Source organism: Pelosinus fermentans DSM 17108 (assembly GCF_000271485.2).
Taxonomy (GTDB): domain Bacteria; phylum Bacillota; class Negativicutes; order DSM-13327; family DSM-13327; genus Pelosinus; species Pelosinus fermentans.
Genome location: NZ_AKVN02000002.1, coordinates 1 through 18,040, shown reverse-complemented (window position 1 = coordinate 18,040; position 18,040 = coordinate 1). Strand labels below are relative to the sequence as shown.

Sequence of the window (18,040 nt, the reverse complement as noted above, 5' to 3'; positions counted from 1 at the left end):
ATTTTTTAAGGTTAAATTGCGTTAAAGCCTATTAGCAGCTTCTTCAATCATTCCTTTAGGTAAAGATTGACCGCATGTTGGACAAGAGCAATCACCATTAGAGGTAAAAACTTTATCGTTTTCTTTATGCCAATCAGCTAATAACTTTTCACGGTTTTTACTATAAGTAACGATATCGTTTTCAAGGTTTTTAACTGCTGTTTCTTTTGATTTGATAGCGTTTTGGACAGTAACTAAATTCATTTTTAAAGCTCTAAGGGACTGTTCTTTTACAAACTTAATATCGCTAGTTTCTGACCTAAATTTGGTCTGAATATCAAGCAGTCTTGATTCTGATTGACTTAAAAGTTTTTGCTGCTCGGCAATTTCCCCGCCTTGCTCTATACGGCTTACTTCTTGGTTTTTGGCATTGCGCTTTTCTGTCAAGTCTTCAATTTCAGCAGCAGTTAATTCTTTATCAAGGCCGATTAAATCAGGTTTCATAAGGTTATTTTCATTAATAAGACCAGGAATTTTTTCAAGTTCCTCATTGATAGCTTTACGCCTTGCAGCAATCACCTTTTTATGATCGTCTAGCGTCCTGCCTTTTAAGATACTAGGCAATGTTGTAAGGGATTTATCAGAGGTATACATCCTCGTCGGAGATATCGCCGCAAATATCAAGTAATGTTTACGCTTGTCCTTCCAGTGCAATTGCTCATTAAAATATGCAGGATTAGTAAGAAGCCTAAAAACATCTTCATTCACAATGCTGGCAATATATTTTTCATACTCTCCCTTGCTCTTTGGCACTCCGTCAATGAAATGATTAGTTTCATGACCAGTAAATTCACTAGTAACGCCGCCGCGCTTTTTAGTGTACTTTTCAACATACTCTTTTTTCAAAAAACTTCGTTACCATCAATCAAAAACACACCTTCAACCTCATGACTGATAGCCGGAATAACTACCCATTATTCATAGTCTTAATACCAAAATCAGTTTTGTTTTGAGTATCTTTGTTGAAGAACAACCAATTAACTGCATCGGCTATACTTGTCTTACCTGTACCGTTATCTCCAAAGACCATTAAACTGTCACCATTTGCCTCTAATGTAAAATCCTTAAAACCCTTAAAGTTTTTAACGATCATTTTCAAAGTATCATTTTTTTTGACATTTCCATTCCTCCACGTTATAATTTCAGTAAGTTAATTTTCATAGTCCCTCGAAGAAGTCCGTCTGCAAACGGGCTTTTTCTCATTTCTACCATTGCGCCGGAACTGCCAACGCAACCACCAGGAAGATTATTAATAAGATTATATTTTCTAAGCACGTTTCAATAAATTTGTCATTCACTCGCTGTCTTTGATGGCATCCTGAACCTTTCCCACTCTAGCACCTCCTTACTTTTCGTTTCTTGCACTCTTTAAGACTAGGACAATAAATGTAATGCGTTTCGTCTTGCCTAGTTTTCGTGCAGGTTTCATGAGTCATTGCGACCTCCTTTAAATTGCAATTTCCAAATAATCCGACTTGGCAATTTGTCCAAAATCTGCATGAGATAAAAGATGCACTATTACGTCTGCTGTCCAGCCATTGCCTAGACACTTATAACGTTGGGGAACGCTAATCCCTTCTGTGTAATTGTCGGGTAACGTTTGTAGCCTTTCACCCTCTATAGGCGTTAACTTTCTTATGTAACCCTCAACTAAAACTCCGTGGCGATCTTGCGCTGTAAGAGTGTAAAATTTATTACCATTGCTAAACCTTTGACCATTTTGTCTTTTATTAATTCTGTCAGGCGTGATACAACCAAATAAATACTGACCCATCTTAGCAGCCCCCCACCAGCTTCTCCGCACAGGGTTACTGCTTGTCGTGAATATAGTAAACTCTATTCGCTTGACTATCTTGCCTGAAATACCCAACCTTGCCCTTTTTAACTTCTTTATCTAATATTTGCAGAGTCTTATCAAACGGCACTATATATTCCGCTAGGCACTCCATAACAAAATTACCGTTCCAACTTGCGTATTGTCGCGCCGTCATGGTGATTGCTTTATTTGCATCTAACGAACAATATTTCTTGCCTAGTTGAAACTCAGCATTAGCCTTAAACCACCTCGCCCACGTTCCGCTTATGGCATAATCCATATCTGCGTTCTCATGAACTATATGTTTAAGCAAAATCCCCTTATCTTTCGGCAATGTGATGCTGGGAATGTTGGTCCAATACATGCGCTTTCTATTTTGTGCTGATACTAAAGCTGAATTAATCTCTATCGGCTCTACACCTAGATAACTGGTTATCACATCTTGATACTCTTTTTTCATCTTCACATTTTCAAGCAAGAATACTACATTTGGATTAACAGATTTAATATGTTCTAAAATTTCCGCATAAACAAAGAACAGTTTACTTCTCGGATCATCAAAATTAAGTTGCAATCCTGCGAAACTAAATCCCTGACATGGCGATCCACCGATTACAATCCTTATACTTGACCAATCAATATTCCACTCTCGCCATTTTGTAATATCACCTAACTGAATAGTATTAGGATAGTTTTTTTGCGTAACTTGAATTGCATTTTTATCAATTTCACTAGCATAATATTTGGCTACTTTTATACCTGCTCTTTCGAGAGCTACTTGACCACAACTAATTCCATCAAACAGGCTTAATACGTTGATTCCTTGCATTTTCTGCCTCCTTCACTTAAATAATTTCTTTTCGGTAATGAATCCATTACTGTTATGAGTATTTTTAGAAAAGCCTTTTTTAGTTCTGCCATGCGACTTTCTAGCACTAGCAGCAGACAATTCATTGGCATACTGCTCTAACCTGTCTAATTTTTTGAGAAAAGATTTTACCGACATTAACCAGCTATCACCCACCCTTTCGACTTGATTTTTGCGCTCAACTTGTTCATCTTTTGAGCGTACTTTTTAACTAGTTTTCTTGACTCAGTATCATTGTTACGACTGAGATTATGTACTACCTTACGGCAGTATAGTAGGGATATGATTGTCTTGTAGCGTCCTGCCATGTGGTTATGCTCCTTTTCCTCAAATAGAAGATATACTGTGGCAATAAATAGAGGTTAGACTTGCATCCATTCAATCAATCTCGCTTTTACAAATCGTTTTTGCGTTCCAACTTCTTTAAATGGAATTTGCTTTTTACGGATTAAGTCATATATCTTCCAACGAGATATTTTCAAGAATTCAGCTGCTTCATAAGTGGTGAGAATTTCTTCTATTTTGGATTCTTTTAATGGTTCTGGTTTTGGGGCAGGCGTTCCGCACTCAGGGCAAAATTTCGCTTTTGGCGTAAGGTCTATGCCACATTTGCAAGTCATATAAGCACTCCTTTTTTAATTCATTTGTTTTTTCAGGTTGTTGGAAAGACATATCCTACTTTCTCTCCTAATGCTAGTGATATTTTTTTCATTGCATCTAAGCTTGGATTAGTACGTTTACTTTTTGCCAATAGGTGAATATAAGTTGGGGTTAATTCTGCCTCCTTGGCAATAACACCATAACTTAAGTGCTTCTTTAATCTGATTTTGTCAATGTTGTTCACGGAATCACCGCCCTTTCTTAAACTGTGAGTTTATCTTATCATGAACTAATAGTTTGTTGAAACCTTTAAATAAACTTATAGTTTATCATATTTCATCAATTAAATAAACTTATTGTTTATTTTCTCACGTTTCCTTAATATATCTCAATATTTCATTGCATTATATTAACTGTTAGTTTATAATTGGATAAACTAACAGTTTGTGAGGTGATTTTATGGTCGGCGATAATCTTCGCAATATTATGATGGAAAATAAAATTCCAGCTAAAGAACTCGCTGGAAAATTGGGTATAAGCCCAACCCATCTAAGTTATGTCATAAATAACAAAAGAAATCCCAGTTTAGAGTTAATGGAAAACATAGCCAATATTTTGGGTGTTACTATGAGTGAACTGCTTAAAGATAATGATGGTGAAGGTCTAAAGGAAAAGTTACCTCAATCCTCTCTATTACCAAAAGAAGAGCGAGACATTGCCCGCGACTTAGAAAAAATGCTCTCTAATCTAGAGAACCAAGAAGCTATGTCTTTTTACGATGGTGAGCCTTTAGATGAAGAAAGCAAGGAATTGTTGCGTATTTCTTTAGAAAACTCAATGCGCCTCGCCAAACAAATGGCAAAGAAAAAATTCACACCTAATAAATATAAGAAATAGCCTCAAGGGAGGGTTTTCGTAGATGCGTAAAAAAATAGCGAAAAAGTTAATTAAAAAATTCCACACAAATTGCCCTTTCCAAATCGCTAGGGAGATGGGCGTAGTTATCCTTTTTGAAAGGTTAAAAGATACCTTGGGATACTTTAATACATACAAACGCATTAAAATAATTCATATCAATCAAGAACTTAACGAATCGGAACAACAATTTGTATGCGCTCATGAACTAGGGCATTCTATTCTTCATCCAGAAGTAAACACGCCTTTTCTTAGAAAAAATACTCTTTTTTCTATTTCTAAAATTGAGCGAGAAGCAAACGAATTTGCTGTTGAACTGTTATTACCAGATACCTTGCTGTATGAACATCAGGACGTGTCATTATCTCATCTTGCAGCAAACAGCGGAGTACCACTGGAATTATTGCATTTAAAAAATAGATAGAAATAAAAAAAGACACAGCCCCATAAAAATGGATAAGCTGTGTCTTAATTATAAATTGGAGGTAAAAATGGCAAAAGGTCGCATAGAAAACCGTCATAAAAGTAGTTATACTCTAATAATCGATGAAGGAATTGATCCCGAAACGGGCATAAGAAAACGTTGGTCGAAATCCGTAAAGACCGATGACGAGAGCGAAGCACAACGCCAACTAGATATTATCTTAGGGGAAATAGCTAATAAAACATTTATCAAGTCGCCTAATTTAACTGTAGAACAATACTTCACCAACTGGCTTAAAACACCAGAAGCGAAAAGATTGGCCCCTAAGACGTTTACAAGTTATAAAAAATGCGTAGACCTTCGCATAGTGCCTTGGATCGGTAATACTAAAATTGGAGATTTAACCCGATCTCAATTAAAGAATTTTTATCAGCGAATTTACGAAGAGGGCAGATTGGCTGGCAGAGAGGAAGATAGCAAAAAAGGCCAACCAGTAAGCAAAAGAACCGTCTTATATCACCATCAAGTAATTAGGCGCATTCTCAACCATGCTGTGTATGAAGATGAAATTTTACCTAGGAATGTTGCGGATAAGATTACTATTCCAGAACCGCCGGATCAAGATTTTGACGAAGACGAAGACCTTGTAAAAGTCTTCACAGCAGAGCAAATAACCACGTTGGAACGTCATACCATAGACACTGACTATTACGCATTGGTAGCACTAGCCCTCCGGACGGGAATGAGGCGCGGTGAATTATTAGCTTTAACATGGGATAGTGTTGACTTTGACAAATCAACGATTTTTGTTAAACGTTCTATATCATACACCCCTGACAATGGTTGCATATATAAATCCACTAAGAATAAAAACAAACGCATAATTGAAGTCACTAGTGAGGTACTTGATATATTAAATTTAGTTAAGGAAAAGCAAGAACAAGCTAAAAAAGATGCAGAATCAAATAGAATAGAAAATGAGGAAAATGACGAAATTATACCGCAATATACTGATAATAATTTAATATTTTGCAGGAACAATGGACAGTCTATCCACCCCGACACCCCTTCATCATGGTTCCCTGGATTTTGCATTGATTGTGGACTTCCGCGCTTAACCTTCCACTGCTTACGCCACACACACGCAAGCCACCTACTAGCGGAAGGCGAAGATATTTCATATGTATCAAAAAGATTAGGTCACAGCGATATTACAATAACTTATAAAACATATTTTCATTTTATCCCATTAGAAAAGCGAGATTCTATAAAAAGTATAGAAAGTAAGTTTAAGAAATGAGTACTATTGATTAGTGCAGATTGGTGCTGTATATTTTTTTATGCCCACCATTGGCAACGGTTTTGGCAACGATTAAAATAAAAAAGCCTCCACATAACCTGCGGAGGCTTGAATTTACTGGTGACACACCGGGGAATCGAACCCCGAACCTACTGATTAAGAGTCGTAATTTGAGCATATTTTCATTATGGTCGATTGTCGGATGTGTTGATAGTACTGCACGTGTTAAATGATTACTAATTAACATTACTGCTTGTTATTGTTTGTTGTGGCAACGGTTTTGGCAACGATAAGATTGAAGCAACATATCTATTTAAATAATATTTTCCTTGATTATAATATGCAAATTTCAATAATTCGCCCAGCCATTGCGTTGGGCTTTTTTCATGATTAAGCAGGAATATAATGTTATTTGTTGTAAATATAATTTAATATCTTAATAAAAGAGTGAGGTTAAAACGTGGGTAAAGGTTTTTGGATTTCAGTTGCCGCTATATTAATAATAGCAATGGTGTCATTTGCTATTTCGGAGAAAAACAGAGAAGATGAAGCAAATAGTAAAATAATAAAGGACATGCCAACAACATACGCAGAAGGATTAAATTATTTAAAACGATCAGATTATGAAAAGGCATCCCAAAAATTTTCTTTATTCCATTATAAAAATTTAGACAAATTTGTAATTGATTACAAAGAGAAAAATTTTCCTAATGGAAAGCACCTTTACAATTACGCCAATGCAATGTTTTATGATGGTAAAGCCGAATTTAATTTTGTTGACAAATATATGGCTGAAATCCCAAGTGATTATTCAGGGGAATTTTCAGAAGAAATATTAAAAATGAAAAAGATAGATTGGGCGAAAAAAGCTGATGATAGAGCAAAGATTCAAGTAGATAATTTCATGAAATCCAGGCAATAAAATTAAACTCCCCATGCTATTAAGCCGGGAGTTTCTCTATTTTGCAACATTTACTAGCACAGATATATCCTTATTTATGATATAATAATCATTATTATGTGAACTAAATTATAAATAGAAAGTGGTGGGAACATGAAATCAATGTGGAAAGGTCTTTTGTCTTTTGGCTTGGTAAATGTCCCTGTAACAATGGTTAAGGCTACCCGTTCCAAAACTATTAGTTTTAACCAACTTCGAAAGAGTGACTATAGCAGGATACAATACAAAAAAGTTGCTAGTGATGGCGCGGAAGTTCCAGCAACTGAGATTTGTAAGGGTTATAAACTGTCAGAGGATAGATATGTAGTTATAAGTGATGCTGATTTGGAAGCAATCAGCCCCAAGGCAAGCAGAATCATAGAAATTAGTGATTTTGTTAAATTAGAGGAAATAGATACAAGATTTTATGATAATAGCTATTATTTAGTACCCGATCAAGGCGCATCTAAAGCCTACGCATTGTTATTAAGATCAATGTCTGAAGCTAATGTAGTCGGTATCGCTAAATTTGTCCTACGCAACAAGGAATATCTTGCAGCAATACGCCCTACTGATAATGTTATTACTTTATCTACGATGCTTTTCGCAGATGAAATTGTACAAACAAAAGAGATCGAAAATGATTTACCATCCAACGTGGAACTATCAGACAAAGAATTGAAAATGGCTCAGACACTGATTAATTCTTTAATAACTAAATTTGAGCCAGAAAAATATGAAAATGAATATCACAAGCAAGTAATGGCAATGATTGAAAACAAGGCAGAAAATGAAATGACTGTTTCAACACCTGTTGACACTTCACCATATTTTGTAGACCTTATGTCAGCACTAGAGGCAAGCATGGCAAGTATCAAAAAGAACGAATCTAAGAAGAAAGCACCTAGAAAACCAAAGTCAAAATCAGCATAAAAACTCCCTATAAATTTAGGGAGTTTTTCTTATTTGCGTTCCATGAACCACTTGCCTTCATCGTCAAACAAATAGACCTGCTTACCCATGATCTTACAGGTATAGCGTATGCCAACACCGCCGCCTTTAAGAGATGCAGCCTGGCGCACATCTATAAGGCGATCCACTTCAAAGACTCTGCCATCTTCCCATTTGATTGATAAGGGACGAACGTTGCCGTGTATGTCATGTTTAGTTATGACCTCAATAAACACCTTGTAATCACTCATATTCTCACCTCTATGCAGAACATATGTTTGGTTAGATTATATGATTTTGTGAGGCGAAAATCAAGTAGTAGATATTTACAATAATATCTACCCGCCAAAGGACACATATTCAAGTAATTAATTCGTAGCTACAAGCCTGCATTTATATCTCTACGCATTATCTCTACAACCTCATCAAGTATTACCTTGATATCTTCTTCTAACTTTCCTTTTTTATCATATATACTCAACGCATCTTGTCCTTGGAAATGCCCACTAATTTCGCTTCTAACAATAAAATAGTATTCGCTTAATTTTGATAATAAATTTTTTAGTGGATATAGTAACTCTTCCGAAAGATAAAGCCTAGTATCATGAAATGTATTCTTTGCTGCACCATATGCATCCCAAGCATTAAATTCTTCTTTTTTCCCAATTAACTCCTGCAATGCTCTCACTGCTTCTTGTCTATCTTCCCTCCATAAATTAACCATAATTGTTTCAGCACCATGAGACATTGCCATTTTTTCAAGCTGCCGTTCAAGGTCGATTTCATCCCAATCGAGGCATGATGGTAGGCTCTTAAGACTACTTCCATACTGAATATTTACCGATACAGCTTTAAGTATTTGATTATATAAAATTATATAGTTCTCGTGTTTCTTCGTTATAAAGTAGTTGTAATTTGATATTTTCTTTTGGTATTCATGTGTTTTTTCTTGGCTTATTAATGATAAGTCCTGTCTATACTTTTCTATTTTTTTACTATACGATAAGCTGATTCGTCCTTTTATCCATTCCGGTCCAATAATTTTAAGAGCCTCGAATAATAAATTAACAATAATACTTATTACAATTATATAAATAAAATCCATATTACCACTCCTTTATGATACACTTTCTAATTATATTTTATTTATCCTGCAGAAAAAAGCCGTCCACCTAATTAAAGGTAGACGGCTCTTAAATATTATCGTGTGAGCAAATATCCCCCTGCAGCAGTACCAAGTATCCATCCGATACGTTCCTTCTGCCGGGAGGATTTTTCTTTTTTCATTTCTTCTGCGTTTATTTTAGCTTGCTTTTCCAATTCTTGATTAGCAATTAATCTTGCTTGAGCATTTGCCATGTCGGTTACATCAATTTTCGTAGTAGAAGATGTAGAAAATCTAAGCTCTCCATTATCTCCTATTTTAACGTCAGGCTGTCCTGATACATTGGGAACCTCAACTTCTTGACCGTTTACTATAGCAATAACCTTTCCTTGTCGCTCTACAAATTGCAAGATAGCCCCCTCTTGGCTTGGCGCTTGTACTGCTACCTCTCTAATCGTTTCTGTTTTGGTATTTATCACTTGCGGTGGCAATGTGACAATTGTTTGCGTATTGACGTTCTGCGCTTGATCAATAATGTTCTGCTTCCACTGCTGATATTCTTGCCTGCCCCAAAACAAAAGGACTAGTACAACGACTAGCCCCAAGAAATATTTCCAGTTATTTGCGATAAACGACTTGCTTCCATCTAGATTAATCATTTTTATAAACCTCCCACATAATCGGTAATGCCCCTAGCTATTGCAGCGGCGAATTGATCACGCTTGCCTTCGTTGATTAATAGAGCTTCATCCTCTGCATTAGAAATAAAGGCTGTTTCCACCAGCACCGCCGGACAATCGGTATATTTTGTTACATATAGATTGTTAGTCTTTAACCCGCGGTCTACAGTACCCAAACTATTTATTATCTGATTCTGAATACATTGTGCTAGTTTCCCGCCCTTAACGCTGCCGGAACTATAAAAGGTTTCTGTTCCTTTTGCCCCTGTGTTAGTGGCAGCATTGCAATGTACGGATACAAAGAGGTCTGCACCAAAACTATTAGATGCATCTGTTATCTGATAGAGTTCGTTTTCCTGCACTTCTAGGACGTTGTATCCTACCGCACGAAGAAAACACGCTGTACGTTTCATAATGTCCTTTGCGACAATTGCCTCTTGTAATCCACTTGCCCCAACTGCACCGCTGTCTAGTCCTGGGCAATGGCCTCCATTAATTACTATTTTCATATTATTTTATCCCCCTCTCGTCCCTCAATTGAATCAACTTACTACGCAAAATCGCTGGGATATATTGCCCCCAGCCGATACGGTCAAAGTTCTCAAAAATGCTAATACCCTCCATTGCTCCATAGCCAAATATCATCATGGTCCTAAACATGTGATTCAACCCCATAGCGTTATCTAGCAGATTTGCAAGAGCTACCATGACAAGAATAAAAACCTTCCGTTTCAAGCCGTTAAAGCTAACTTGACTACTAACTGAGTGGTTTACCCATCCTGCATAAATGCCAGTTAGGTAATCCAGGCAAATCAATGTCAATAAAGATGAAATAGGGAGGTCAACGCCCCCGACAAGAAAAGAAAAAGCACCGCCAATTGCGCTGCATGTTACTAGTGTATTAAATTCTGTTTTTATGTAATTTAACAAATTTGCACCCCCAAAAAATATTATAAAAATAGAGCCTCTTGGCTCCTACTAACACTAAAATATTTTTTAAGCAATACGCATGATATATGCTAAAGCAAAATAGGGCGGTCTGTTTTCATGACCAACTCCATTACCAGCATTTTGCACACTTACCCCAACATTATGTCCGTGCGCCCCTGACACGCTTGTATTAATTGCTACGTAGCCAGTATCACGCGGTGTATTGCTTACCCTTGCACCACTAGAACCCTCGGAAGGAGTTCGCATTGTGTCTATAGAGTGAGCATGTGCTCCTTGTGAATCCGTCCATGCAGTTGCAGCATGAGCATGCACAGGGCCTTCGGATGGTGTTAGGGCATGTGTAGCTTCACCGCCTGTTGCACCTACTCCATAACTATCACCTGCACAAACAAGAAACCTATTGCGTAGATCTGGCGTGCCATTAGTGCCATTGCATAAACTCCAACCCGTTGGTATAGAAGTAATTGAACCGCTCCACATTGCAATTAAGCCTATTGGTATAGGTACTGACCAAGTAGCGTCTGCACGCAAAAATTTAGTTGTACTACCATCACATATAGGGGCAAGGCCCGCACTTGTTGTACTAACAACATTATACGTTGTATCAGTTGATGCAATTGTTAGCCTATCGTTTAGTGCATCTGGCGACAATGTTACATTTTCACCTGCGACCAGTTCTAGCGTATCCGTTTTGCTATCCGCTTGGATCGTTGTACTACCCACAAGCACATTACTAAACGCCATTTGGTTGACTTCCGCATTTGTTGCAATGCCAGCAAGTTTGTTATTTTGTGCAGCGGTCATGAAACCGTCAGAACTCGCGGTTACAGTATTGTGTGTGTGTACTTTCGGCGCAAAGTCACTCGGTGTTTTCCCACTAAGCATAGCGGCGTTTAAGTTCTCGCATTCCGTTCCATTGTTTACAGGGATTTGTCCATTTCCATTCCCTGGCCCCAACCCCTTTAGTAATGCAGCGTCAACTATTTGGTCTTCTTTTAAACCCTTGAAGTTATTTCGTAACTCTGTAGGAGCCTCGGATAAGAATCCTGTATCCTCTGGTTTTGTTGCATCATATGCCATTATTAATACCCCCTTGCTCGCCAGTCCATAGTTCCACCTACATCCTGGTTGCCTAAATTTAATATCCTTGCATTAAAGCCTGTCTTGTCACGATTTGTAATTTCTACATGTACCCCCTCACCAATTGCATAAGGAGTTACCACTGGTATGATATAAAAATCAGTGTTATAGGTGATTCTAATTCCACCTACGGGGACTCCTATGGTTCCTGCTTTTTCAATGTCTGGTAAATCAATCATTACGTCAAAACGGTTAACCTCTGGTGTTTTAGCAGGATTGGAAGTAGACAAGATGACCCTTAATTCAATATACCTAAATACAAATTTTGCAGGTAGAAAGTCTTTCCATACGCTCCAATCTGCATTATCTTTGCTGGTGCGCATTTGCAGAGTTGCAGACGTTTCACCTCGGAATTTTACAGTAGAGAGGAATTTCACCGCAATATTAGCCGTTATTAGTCTGCCTACATCTATTTGCTCACACATATAACTTCCAGTTGCAGGGTAATTTCCACTTGTATCTTTTTCGAGTCTTAATACTTGTCTGCCGCCGACTTCCTCAAATTTTGTTGTCGGGTAGTCTGACCATTGCCCACCGATAGTTTGCCAATTAATATCACTGACACCAAATTCAGTATCGGCATGTGTACCGCTTTGCATGACAATTTCATCGAAGGATTGGATTACGTTTTTAGGGGGTAAGTCCACTACGGTAAGTTGATAATCAATTGGCGTGACAGAAAAGCGATTTGAGCGATTAATTGCCTTAATCCAATAATGATAAATGCCGTCAAAATCAACTTTATATTTGTAACTGTTACCTGTTATATTCGTGGCAATTAATTGCCCATAATCAAATGTCCATCCTTCGCGTATTTCGTAGCCGACCACATCATTTTCATGCGCTCTATCCCAGTACAGTTCCACATACTCACCGTTTTGTTGCACAATAAAGTTTTCAACGTCTTGCGGTTCCATAAGAGCGTATAGACTTCCAGATGCTTCGTCTGAGTAAAATCCTGCGGTGCTGAGAGCCTTAATCAGTATTTTTACATTACCACCGTCTGTGGGACGGAATTGATATTTTCTCTCTTTGGTCTGTGTTAGTTTTGTAGCATCTTCCCAAGTCCACCCATATCGCACGTCATAGTAGGCAAAGTCTAACTCAGATATACCTGTCCATTCAACATTAATCAAAGACCTATCATTTATATCCTGGAAACAATTATGTTTGTCACAGGGGCAGGGTTTAAATCATAGACTGCAACTATGTTTGCAGGGTACTGGCTGTATTTACCTGCACGACTAACTGCTTTAATCCAATAGCTATATTCACGCTCTTGATTAATTCTAACATTGTATTCCAGCCCTGTAATACCTGTAGCTACTAACATTCCATCATCCCAACTTACACCTTCTCGAATCTCAAAAAATGCGAGATCAGCATACAGAGCATTGTCCCACTTTAAATGTAATAGGCTGTGATCACTCATGTCCTGGGATATTGTAAATCCTGTAACATCTCCTGGCTCAATTGTGATAGGAATAGATATATTGGCAGCATTTGATTCATATCCTGCTACTGTTCTAGCTTTTGCCGTGATTCATAGGTGCCGCTTTCAGGAATTACACAAGTGTATATGGTCTCTTTTGTAAAAAACGATTGCGAACCACAAGTAATAATATATCCTGTAATATCCTGACCAGCAGAAGCAACCCAGGATATATTGAGTTTACTGCGATCACTGTTATCTTGTATTGCTTTCAAATTTGTAGGAGTGTCAGGGCGTAAGATAATTTGCAATTGCTTTTCTGCTGGTATGTCGGATGGATTACCACTATTATCAATTGCAACTACGCTAAAGGTATGTATTCTGCTACTTGTGGCAGTGTAGGTATATTTTGTAGCGGTGATTGGAGTTGGTGTCAAAACTGTACCTTCTGAAAGCTGATACCCTCGCAAGTCAATGTCATTTACGGCAGACCATTCTAGGTTCACCTTTGTCCTATCCGCTGGATCAATAATAGCCGTTATACTTGCTACGTTAGATGGTGGTTGATCTTTGCCTGTAATGTAAATGGGATCAGAAACCTCACCATCAGAAACAATCCCCATCCTATTTGCAATTTTAATTCTAATACTATAACTCATGCCAGTTTTTACGTTGTCTACAATAAAAGTACCGTCGGAATTTATTTTTCCATAACTAAACCAAGTCTTCCCACTATCAGTACTATATTCTAGCCTTGCCTCGCTAAAATTTCCGAAATCAGGCAATACACATGTGCCAGTTATATAAGATATAATAGTCCCGTCTGCTTGGCGATAATAAACTTGTGCAAGCTGTATATCTGTTACGTCAGGTGGTGCAGCAGTTGGATTCGCCAGTTTGGTTATATTTATTACAGGTGCAACACTCCCCATTGTATCACCGTATAAATTGGGGTTATATTCCTGCATAACCATTGTAATCTTGTTTTCCTGCGGTTCTGTCATTTGCATAATGCGGTAACGTTTGTAAGCAAGTCCTGGTTCTGTTACCTCGGTTATCGGATTCCAGATACCCACCACGTCACCAATGCTGCGGTTTAACGCCCTTTTATTCGTCGTGTACTGTATCCATTCGGGGCAGGTCTGTGCTTTATTCAAATGAAACCATGACAATTGACTAGCTTGCGGAAAATTATTAATTCCGTAAACAGATATTTTTTTAGTTAACGGTGTTTTGTTACGGAATTGGCTTGTTTCTCCTGCTAACTGCACTCTGTCAGCTTGTGCGACGACTTTTGTGTATTCATACTCGGGATCAACATACTCAATCTGCAGACCTCAATGTCCTCTTCGTTGTCCTGCCACCATGTTTCTATTGCTTCGTCTGGCCCTACTGTAAATACTTGACTTACTGATTCGGGCTTGTCTACAAGAATACCGTGTAATCCTCGCTGATACGTTGGGTAGGATCGGCATACACTAAATATCTCGGTTAACCAATCTTGGCGACTCTTTTTTTCGTCAAGGATTAAATTTAATGTAAAACGCTTCCGTCCATTAACTACGTGATCAAATAAGGTGCAGCCGTAAGATATGACTGTATATCAATGCTACTCATATCCATGCCACAACCGTCTACACTGGTTTTAAAGTCCAACTCGCACCAAGCGGGGTTATCTGTCCATTGCTCAGTGTAAGTAGTTGGAGAGCTATATACTTTTACTATGCGCCCTCGACTATTGCCGTAACATTAAAATCACCTGATAATTTTCGCTTGCCTTGGCGGTTATGGCTAGATATGCATCATATTTTAAGCCGCCTACTAGCTTTGCTTTTTCCTCTTGTGTTGCACCAGTTACACGGCTATCAATCCACTGCTCCCCATCCCCTAAATATGCAGTGTATGAGCATCCAGGCAACATGACTTTATGTGATATATATGGAGTGTCGTAACAAGGTACGCCTTTTGCAATTGCAATTAGATTCTTATTCGTTTTTGGGATTTGGTCAGAACCTATATTCCCTACGGTTGTAGATGCAATCCACCCCTCTGACGCATGATTATTAATGGAATCTACTATGTTCTGTATTGTTATACTGGCTTGCGTATCAAGAGCGAACGAACTACCACTGCTTTGACAATAAATTCCTGAATCCCATCCAGGGACATGACCTACCTTAACGGCAGCATCGGGATAAAGAGTGTTCTGAATCGAAATTAGTGTTATGTCGCCAATAGGGATGTCATTTAATCTAACATCTGAAAAGCCTTTAATCTTGCCAACACCAAAAGAAACAATCTTATGTTGTTTTTCTCCTGGCGGACTAGCCCATATCATGTTTCCAGCGCATTTTACCTTGCCATATATAAGAGGTTACTAAACCTGAATTCGTTTGGGTTTGCAGTACGCCAAAAGAGTACGTAGGGCTATTACTTTTGTTTTTTGGGCCAAAAATCTTATGGTGATAGTGCTAATCGCAACGCTAACTACTGTCTTAACTATAAATTTCCAGGCCGCTGCACCTATTACATCTGGCATCTAAACACCCCTCTATTCGACTATAAATGCAAGTCGTGATTTTTGCAAGCTTGTTTCCACCATGCAGTCAATTACTTCATCGTTTCCGATATAAACGGCAGGATGGACTAAACCAAAAGGCAACCTAATTAGTAATAGGTCGCCTTCTTTTATGTCTTCCAATTCGATTTTTTGCAGATGTTTTTAAACATATCTCTCATATACTCGCCTAAATTGTCGGGCCAGTCAAAGCGTGGTAAGTGAGGGTACAGTAAATAATAGGCAACAAACACCCCAACGCCTTACCATTACTATCTAACTGCTCGTAGGGTTTGCCAACCTGTTTTATCAATTCTTCTATCGTCATGACCTTATCACCATTTGATTCGGTGTGCTTGGATGGCCTCCAAATCTCGTTATGTTTCCACGCTCCGTACATGCTGAAACTGTACCGTCACATGTAGGCAGAGAACTAGTACTGCGACACCTATTATCTGCCCTTTATAGATAAATTGACAAGTTGGACCATAATCCATGTTAGGCCCTTCCTGACTAAAATCTACGGTGTCACGTTCCACCACGCAACTAAACTCCGCAATAGTGGTTTTAAGGCTATTTAATATGCCTTCAAACAACCACACAGGGCCTTCCTCTAAATGGTCAAGATAAACCTCTTGGATAACAATTTTTGTATTTTAACGTTGTGCATTGTTAGCGATATAAGCGGCCCATTGCTGCCAGCGGTTGACATAGTAAGGATACTTGCTCTTTATCGCCCTCAACTGTGTTTTTATCTCGCCTCTTTTTACTCGACAGAAATATAAGTATTCCCTTCGAAAGCTAAGTCTTGATTGTCATTAGCTACAAACCTAAAAATAACACCATTTGCGGCGTAGATGGTTAATAGCATGCGAGGCATGATCTCCGCTGACTTCGTAACCGCCTCTAATTCGGGACTCATTGTTTACTCACTTGACATCACCTGCACAATCGGCACTGTAAAGGTCTTGTACCCTAAACTATCAATTTTAAAGTCTAGCTTATCTGTATCAAAACGTACTATATACCATTGATCATTACCGCCAAGCTTTCTTCCATTAGAGTCTAGTTTTTTCCATTGCCAATTAAAAGCCCTAAACCTACCCTTTTGAGCAACAAAAAAAGACCTCATTTCCTCGAAGGTCTTAGGGGTTTTCTCAAAGTCCAATGTCCAATAATTGCGCTCATTCGTTCTTAAACACGCTCTTTGTTCGTGTGCTGTATATTCACTGTCAATCTCGGTCTTAAACTCAATAGCCGAATTGTGAGCGCGATTGTATTTAATTGCAAATGTGTCCATTGCCATTATTTAACTGCCCCCTTTATTGCGCCTCTCCAAGTTGATTCTGTCTTTATTGAATTAAGGATATCCGCTTTTAATGAAGCATTTTGCGCTTTTGCGAGTCTCATATTTTCAGTTGGATCGAGGGATTGAAAGTTTTGTGTTATTGATACGTTAATTGCTTGTGTTCCTCCGGCATATGCAGATCCGCCAGAATTGCCGTTTGCAACCATGCTTAAGTCAGGTATAATAGTACCGTTTCGATCAGGCACAAATAATTCAGGCCTTCTTTCGCCTACAAGATATGTTTTTCCAGCTTGTACAGAGCCACCGCCTTCTCTTGCCCCATCTATGCTGAATCCAAAATTAGGGTCTAACTTAGTACCATTGCTTAAGGTAAACGCATCTGTTTTACCACTGCCGCCAAATATACCACCTAATATGCCGCCTAAAAATGAGGTTTGACTTCCTGCATTATTTACCTTCCAAATATTATTGATAGCCTCAGTCGCCATGTCATACCATGCATTTTTCCAAAAGTCTTTAAATGTTGTAGTTTGCCGCATCATGCCATCAAACATAGTAGCCATATTTTGCCGTATAACTCTTGTTTTATCGCCTAAAGTATCAACCTGATTGGTTAATTGTCCAATAGTGACAAGTTGTTGTTTATAGGCAGGATTATCTTTGCCTAATGTATCCTCAATTTCCTTTAAGCGAATTTTAGCTATTCGTAAATTATTTATGGCAGTCATTAGCTCTATAGCATCTGCCTGTTCTTTTGTGTAGTCGTTTCCTAACCCAAGTAAAGCATTCTCTTTATTGAGGTTATTATCCTGAACAGCCTTATCATAGAGAGCCTTTTGATCTGCAAGCTGCTTTTTTAATTCCTCAGTTGCCGCTTGGCTGGCTTGCTTTGATAGCTCGGCAGACTTAACTTTTAGGCGACTGGCTGCATCGTCCAACGCAAGCACATCTTTATTCGCCTCCATGAAATCCTTATGCTGCTCCTTGAAAGATTCTTTCTGTTCCTTGGTCAT

At 38.3% G+C, this 18,040-nt stretch carries 25 protein-coding genes; 5 read left to right on the top strand and 20 right to left on the bottom strand.

The features are described 5' to 3' along the window. Positions 1–21: 21 nt before the first annotated feature. From FR7_RS23025 to FR7_RS23010, 7 genes are all read right to left on the bottom strand, one after another. A complete protein-coding gene (locus tag FR7_RS23025) occupies positions 22–885 on the bottom strand; it encodes a hypothetical protein (RefSeq protein WP_237769590.1) in 864 nt (287 codons plus the stop codon). 61 nt (positions 886–946) lie between these two features. Then, positions 947–1,132 (bottom strand): AAA family ATPase, encoded by a 186-nt coding sequence (locus FR7_RS24390; RefSeq protein WP_237769591.1) that lies wholly within the window; start codon positions 1,130–1,132, stop codon positions 947–949. A 354-nt stretch (positions 1,133–1,486) separates the two neighbouring features. Further along, entirely contained in the window at positions 1,487–1,813 is a 327-nt protein-coding gene (locus FR7_RS24385; RefSeq protein ID WP_237769589.1) for a DNA cytosine methyltransferase, read from the bottom strand. 34 nt (positions 1,814–1,847) lie between these two features. Continuing rightward, positions 1,848–2,684: a DNA cytosine methyltransferase gene (locus FR7_RS23020; protein WP_237769588.1), complete on the bottom strand. Its 837-nt coding sequence runs from the start codon at positions 2,682–2,684 to the stop codon at positions 1,848–1,850. Between the two features lie 12 nt (positions 2,685–2,696). Next, the gene (locus FR7_RS24380; protein ID WP_139181552.1) at positions 2,697–2,879 is read right to left on the bottom strand and encodes a hypothetical protein; all 183 of its coding nucleotides are present in this window, start codon (positions 2,877–2,879) and stop codon (positions 2,697–2,699) included. A gap of 206 nt (positions 2,880–3,085) precedes the next feature. Continuing rightward, entirely contained in the window at positions 3,086–3,343 is a 258-nt protein-coding gene (locus FR7_RS23015) for an excisionase family DNA-binding protein (protein WP_007930572.1), read from the bottom strand. Between the two features lie 32 nt (positions 3,344–3,375). Continuing rightward, positions 3,376–3,567: a helix-turn-helix domain-containing protein gene (locus tag FR7_RS23010; protein WP_007930573.1), complete on the bottom strand. Its 192-nt coding sequence runs from the start codon at positions 3,565–3,567 to the stop codon at positions 3,376–3,378. A 215-nt stretch (positions 3,568–3,782) separates the two neighbouring features. Here FR7_RS23010 and FR7_RS23005 point away from each other — a divergent pair, with 215 nt between their 5' ends. From FR7_RS23005 to ku, 5 genes are all read left to right on the top strand, one after another. Continuing rightward, on the top strand, positions 3,783–4,220 hold the full coding sequence (locus tag FR7_RS23005; protein ID WP_007930574.1) for a helix-turn-helix domain-containing protein: 438 nt from the start codon (positions 3,783–3,785) through the stop codon (positions 4,218–4,220). 22 nt (positions 4,221–4,242) lie between these two features. After that, complete coding sequence (locus tag FR7_RS23000) at positions 4,243–4,662, top strand: ImmA/IrrE family metallo-endopeptidase (RefSeq protein ID WP_007930575.1); 420 nt, start codon at positions 4,243–4,245, stop codon at positions 4,660–4,662. A 67-nt stretch (positions 4,663–4,729) separates the two neighbouring features. Next, a complete protein-coding gene (locus tag FR7_RS22995) occupies positions 4,730–5,962 on the top strand; it encodes a site-specific integrase (protein ID WP_007930576.1) in 1,233 nt (410 codons plus the stop codon). A gap of 460 nt (positions 5,963–6,422) precedes the next feature. Next, positions 6,423–6,884, top strand: coding sequence for a hypothetical protein (locus tag FR7_RS22990; RefSeq protein WP_007930487.1), 462 nt, complete (start codon positions 6,423–6,425; stop codon positions 6,882–6,884). 132 nt (positions 6,885–7,016) lie between these two features. Continuing rightward, positions 7,017–7,835 carry a non-homologous end joining protein Ku gene (ku, locus tag FR7_RS22985; protein ID WP_017531493.1) on the top strand — a complete coding sequence of 273 codons (819 nt, stop codon included), beginning with the start codon at positions 7,017–7,019 and terminating at the stop codon, positions 7,833–7,835. A gap of 29 nt (positions 7,836–7,864) precedes the next feature. On the opposite strand, the gene FR7_RS22980 is transcribed toward ku, so the two are convergent. The 13 genes from FR7_RS22980 to FR7_RS22935 all read right to left on the bottom strand — a co-directional run. Beyond that, on the bottom strand, positions 7,865–8,104 hold the full coding sequence (locus tag FR7_RS22980; RefSeq protein WP_007930491.1) for a hypothetical protein: 240 nt from the start codon (positions 8,102–8,104) through the stop codon (positions 7,865–7,867). 128 nt (positions 8,105–8,232) lie between these two features. After that, positions 8,233–8,958 (bottom strand): hypothetical protein, encoded by a 726-nt coding sequence (locus tag FR7_RS22975; protein WP_007930493.1) that lies wholly within the window; start codon positions 8,956–8,958, stop codon positions 8,233–8,235. Between the two features lie 95 nt (positions 8,959–9,053). After that, the gene (locus FR7_RS22970; protein ID WP_007930495.1) at positions 9,054–9,617 is read right to left on the bottom strand and encodes a hypothetical protein; all 564 of its coding nucleotides are present in this window, start codon (positions 9,615–9,617) and stop codon (positions 9,054–9,056) included. A 2-nt stretch (positions 9,618–9,619) separates the two neighbouring features. Beyond that, positions 9,620–10,147 (bottom strand): N-acetylmuramoyl-L-alanine amidase family protein, encoded by a 528-nt coding sequence (locus FR7_RS22965; RefSeq protein ID WP_007930497.1) that lies wholly within the window; start codon positions 10,145–10,147, stop codon positions 9,620–9,622. Position 10,148: 1 nt separating this feature from the next. After that, positions 10,149–10,568, bottom strand: a complete 420-nt coding sequence (locus FR7_RS22960) for a phage holin family protein (RefSeq protein ID WP_007930499.1) — start codon at positions 10,566–10,568, stop codon at positions 10,149–10,151. Between the two features lie 66 nt (positions 10,569–10,634). Next, the gene (locus tag FR7_RS22955) at positions 10,635–11,669 is read right to left on the bottom strand and encodes a hypothetical protein (RefSeq protein ID WP_007930500.1); all 1,035 of its coding nucleotides are present in this window, start codon (positions 11,667–11,669) and stop codon (positions 10,635–10,637) included. 2 nt (positions 11,670–11,671) lie between these two features. Beyond that, positions 11,672–12,811, bottom strand: coding sequence for a hypothetical protein (locus tag FR7_RS24375; protein WP_237769587.1), 1,140 nt, complete (start codon positions 12,809–12,811; stop codon positions 11,672–11,674). 65 nt (positions 12,812–12,876) lie between these two features. After that, positions 12,877–13,161 carry a hypothetical protein gene (locus FR7_RS24370; RefSeq protein WP_237769586.1) on the bottom strand — a complete coding sequence of 95 codons (285 nt, stop codon included), beginning with the start codon at positions 13,159–13,161 and terminating at the stop codon, positions 12,877–12,879. An 86-nt stretch (positions 13,162–13,247) separates the two neighbouring features. Continuing rightward, positions 13,248–14,432, bottom strand: a complete 1,185-nt coding sequence (locus tag FR7_RS24365; protein ID WP_237769585.1) for a phage tail protein — start codon at positions 14,430–14,432, stop codon at positions 13,248–13,250. A gap of 464 nt (positions 14,433–14,896) precedes the next feature. Then, entirely contained in the window at positions 14,897–15,499 is a 603-nt protein-coding gene (locus tag FR7_RS24360; protein WP_237769584.1) for a hypothetical protein, read from the bottom strand. A 39-nt stretch (positions 15,500–15,538) separates the two neighbouring features. Beyond that, positions 15,539–15,700, bottom strand: a complete 162-nt coding sequence (locus FR7_RS24355) for a hypothetical protein (protein WP_237769583.1) — start codon at positions 15,698–15,700, stop codon at positions 15,539–15,541. Positions 15,701–16,643: 943 nt separating this feature from the next. Then, positions 16,644–17,024, bottom strand: a complete 381-nt coding sequence (locus tag FR7_RS22940; RefSeq protein ID WP_007930505.1) for a hypothetical protein — start codon at positions 17,022–17,024, stop codon at positions 16,644–16,646. After that, positions 17,024–18,040: nucleotide exchange factor GrpE (locus FR7_RS22935; protein WP_064448927.1), on the bottom strand; the 1,017-nt coding region annotated here is incomplete at its 5' end. The genes FR7_RS22940 and FR7_RS22935, both read right to left, overlap by 1 nt.

Excerpts from the sequence above, each read along its gene's own strand:
- FR7_RS22995 (WP_007930576.1), top strand. The coding sequence starts at position 4,730 with ATGGCAAAAGGTCGCATAGAAAACCGTCATAAAAGTAGTTATACTCTA.
- FR7_RS24355 (WP_237769583.1), bottom strand. The coding sequence starts at position 15,700 with ATGCCAGATGTAATAGGTGCAGCGGCCTGGAAATTTATAGTTAAGACA.
- FR7_RS22955 (WP_007930500.1), bottom strand. The coding sequence starts at position 11,669 with ATGGCATATGATGCAACAAAACCAGAGGATACAGGATTCTTATCCGAG.
- FR7_RS24370 (WP_237769586.1), bottom strand. The coding sequence starts at position 13,161 with ATGAGTGATCACAGCCTATTACATTTAAAGTGGGACAATGCTCTGTAT.
- FR7_RS23005 (WP_007930574.1), top strand. The coding sequence starts at position 3,783 with ATGGTCGGCGATAATCTTCGCAATATTATGATGGAAAATAAAATTCCA.
- FR7_RS23000 (WP_007930575.1), top strand. The coding sequence starts at position 4,243 with ATGCGTAAAAAAATAGCGAAAAAGTTAATTAAAAAATTCCACACAAAT.
- FR7_RS22940 (WP_007930505.1), bottom strand. The coding sequence starts at position 17,024 with ATGGCAATGGACACATTTGCAATTAAATACAATCGCGCTCACAATTCG.
- FR7_RS24360 (WP_237769584.1), bottom strand. The coding sequence starts at position 15,499 with ATGATATGGGCTAGTCCGCCAGGAGAAAAACAACATAAGATTGTTTCT.
- FR7_RS22970 (WP_007930495.1), bottom strand. The coding sequence starts at position 9,617 with ATGATTAATCTAGATGGAAGCAAGTCGTTTATCGCAAATAACTGGAAA.
- ku (WP_017531493.1), top strand. The coding sequence starts at position 7,017 with ATGAAATCAATGTGGAAAGGTCTTTTGTCTTTTGGCTTGGTAAATGTC.
- FR7_RS23015 (WP_007930572.1), bottom strand. The coding sequence starts at position 3,343 with ATGACTTGCAAATGTGGCATAGACCTTACGCCAAAAGCGAAATTTTGC.
- FR7_RS22980 (WP_007930491.1), bottom strand. The coding sequence starts at position 8,104 with ATGAGTGATTACAAGGTGTTTATTGAGGTCATAACTAAACATGACATA.
- FR7_RS22975 (WP_007930493.1), bottom strand. The coding sequence starts at position 8,958 with ATGGATTTTATTTATATAATTGTAATAAGTATTATTGTTAATTTATTA.
- FR7_RS22965 (WP_007930497.1), bottom strand. The coding sequence starts at position 10,147 with ATGAAAATAGTAATTAATGGAGGCCATTGCCCAGGACTAGACAGCGGT.
- FR7_RS24390 (WP_237769591.1), bottom strand. The coding sequence starts at position 1,132 with ATGATCGTTAAAAACTTTAAGGGTTTTAAGGATTTTACATTAGAGGCA.
- FR7_RS23020 (WP_237769588.1), bottom strand. The coding sequence starts at position 2,684 with ATGCAAGGAATCAACGTATTAAGCCTGTTTGATGGAATTAGTTGTGGT.
- FR7_RS24385 (WP_237769589.1), bottom strand. The coding sequence starts at position 1,813 with ATGGGTCAGTATTTATTTGGTTGTATCACGCCTGACAGAATTAATAAA.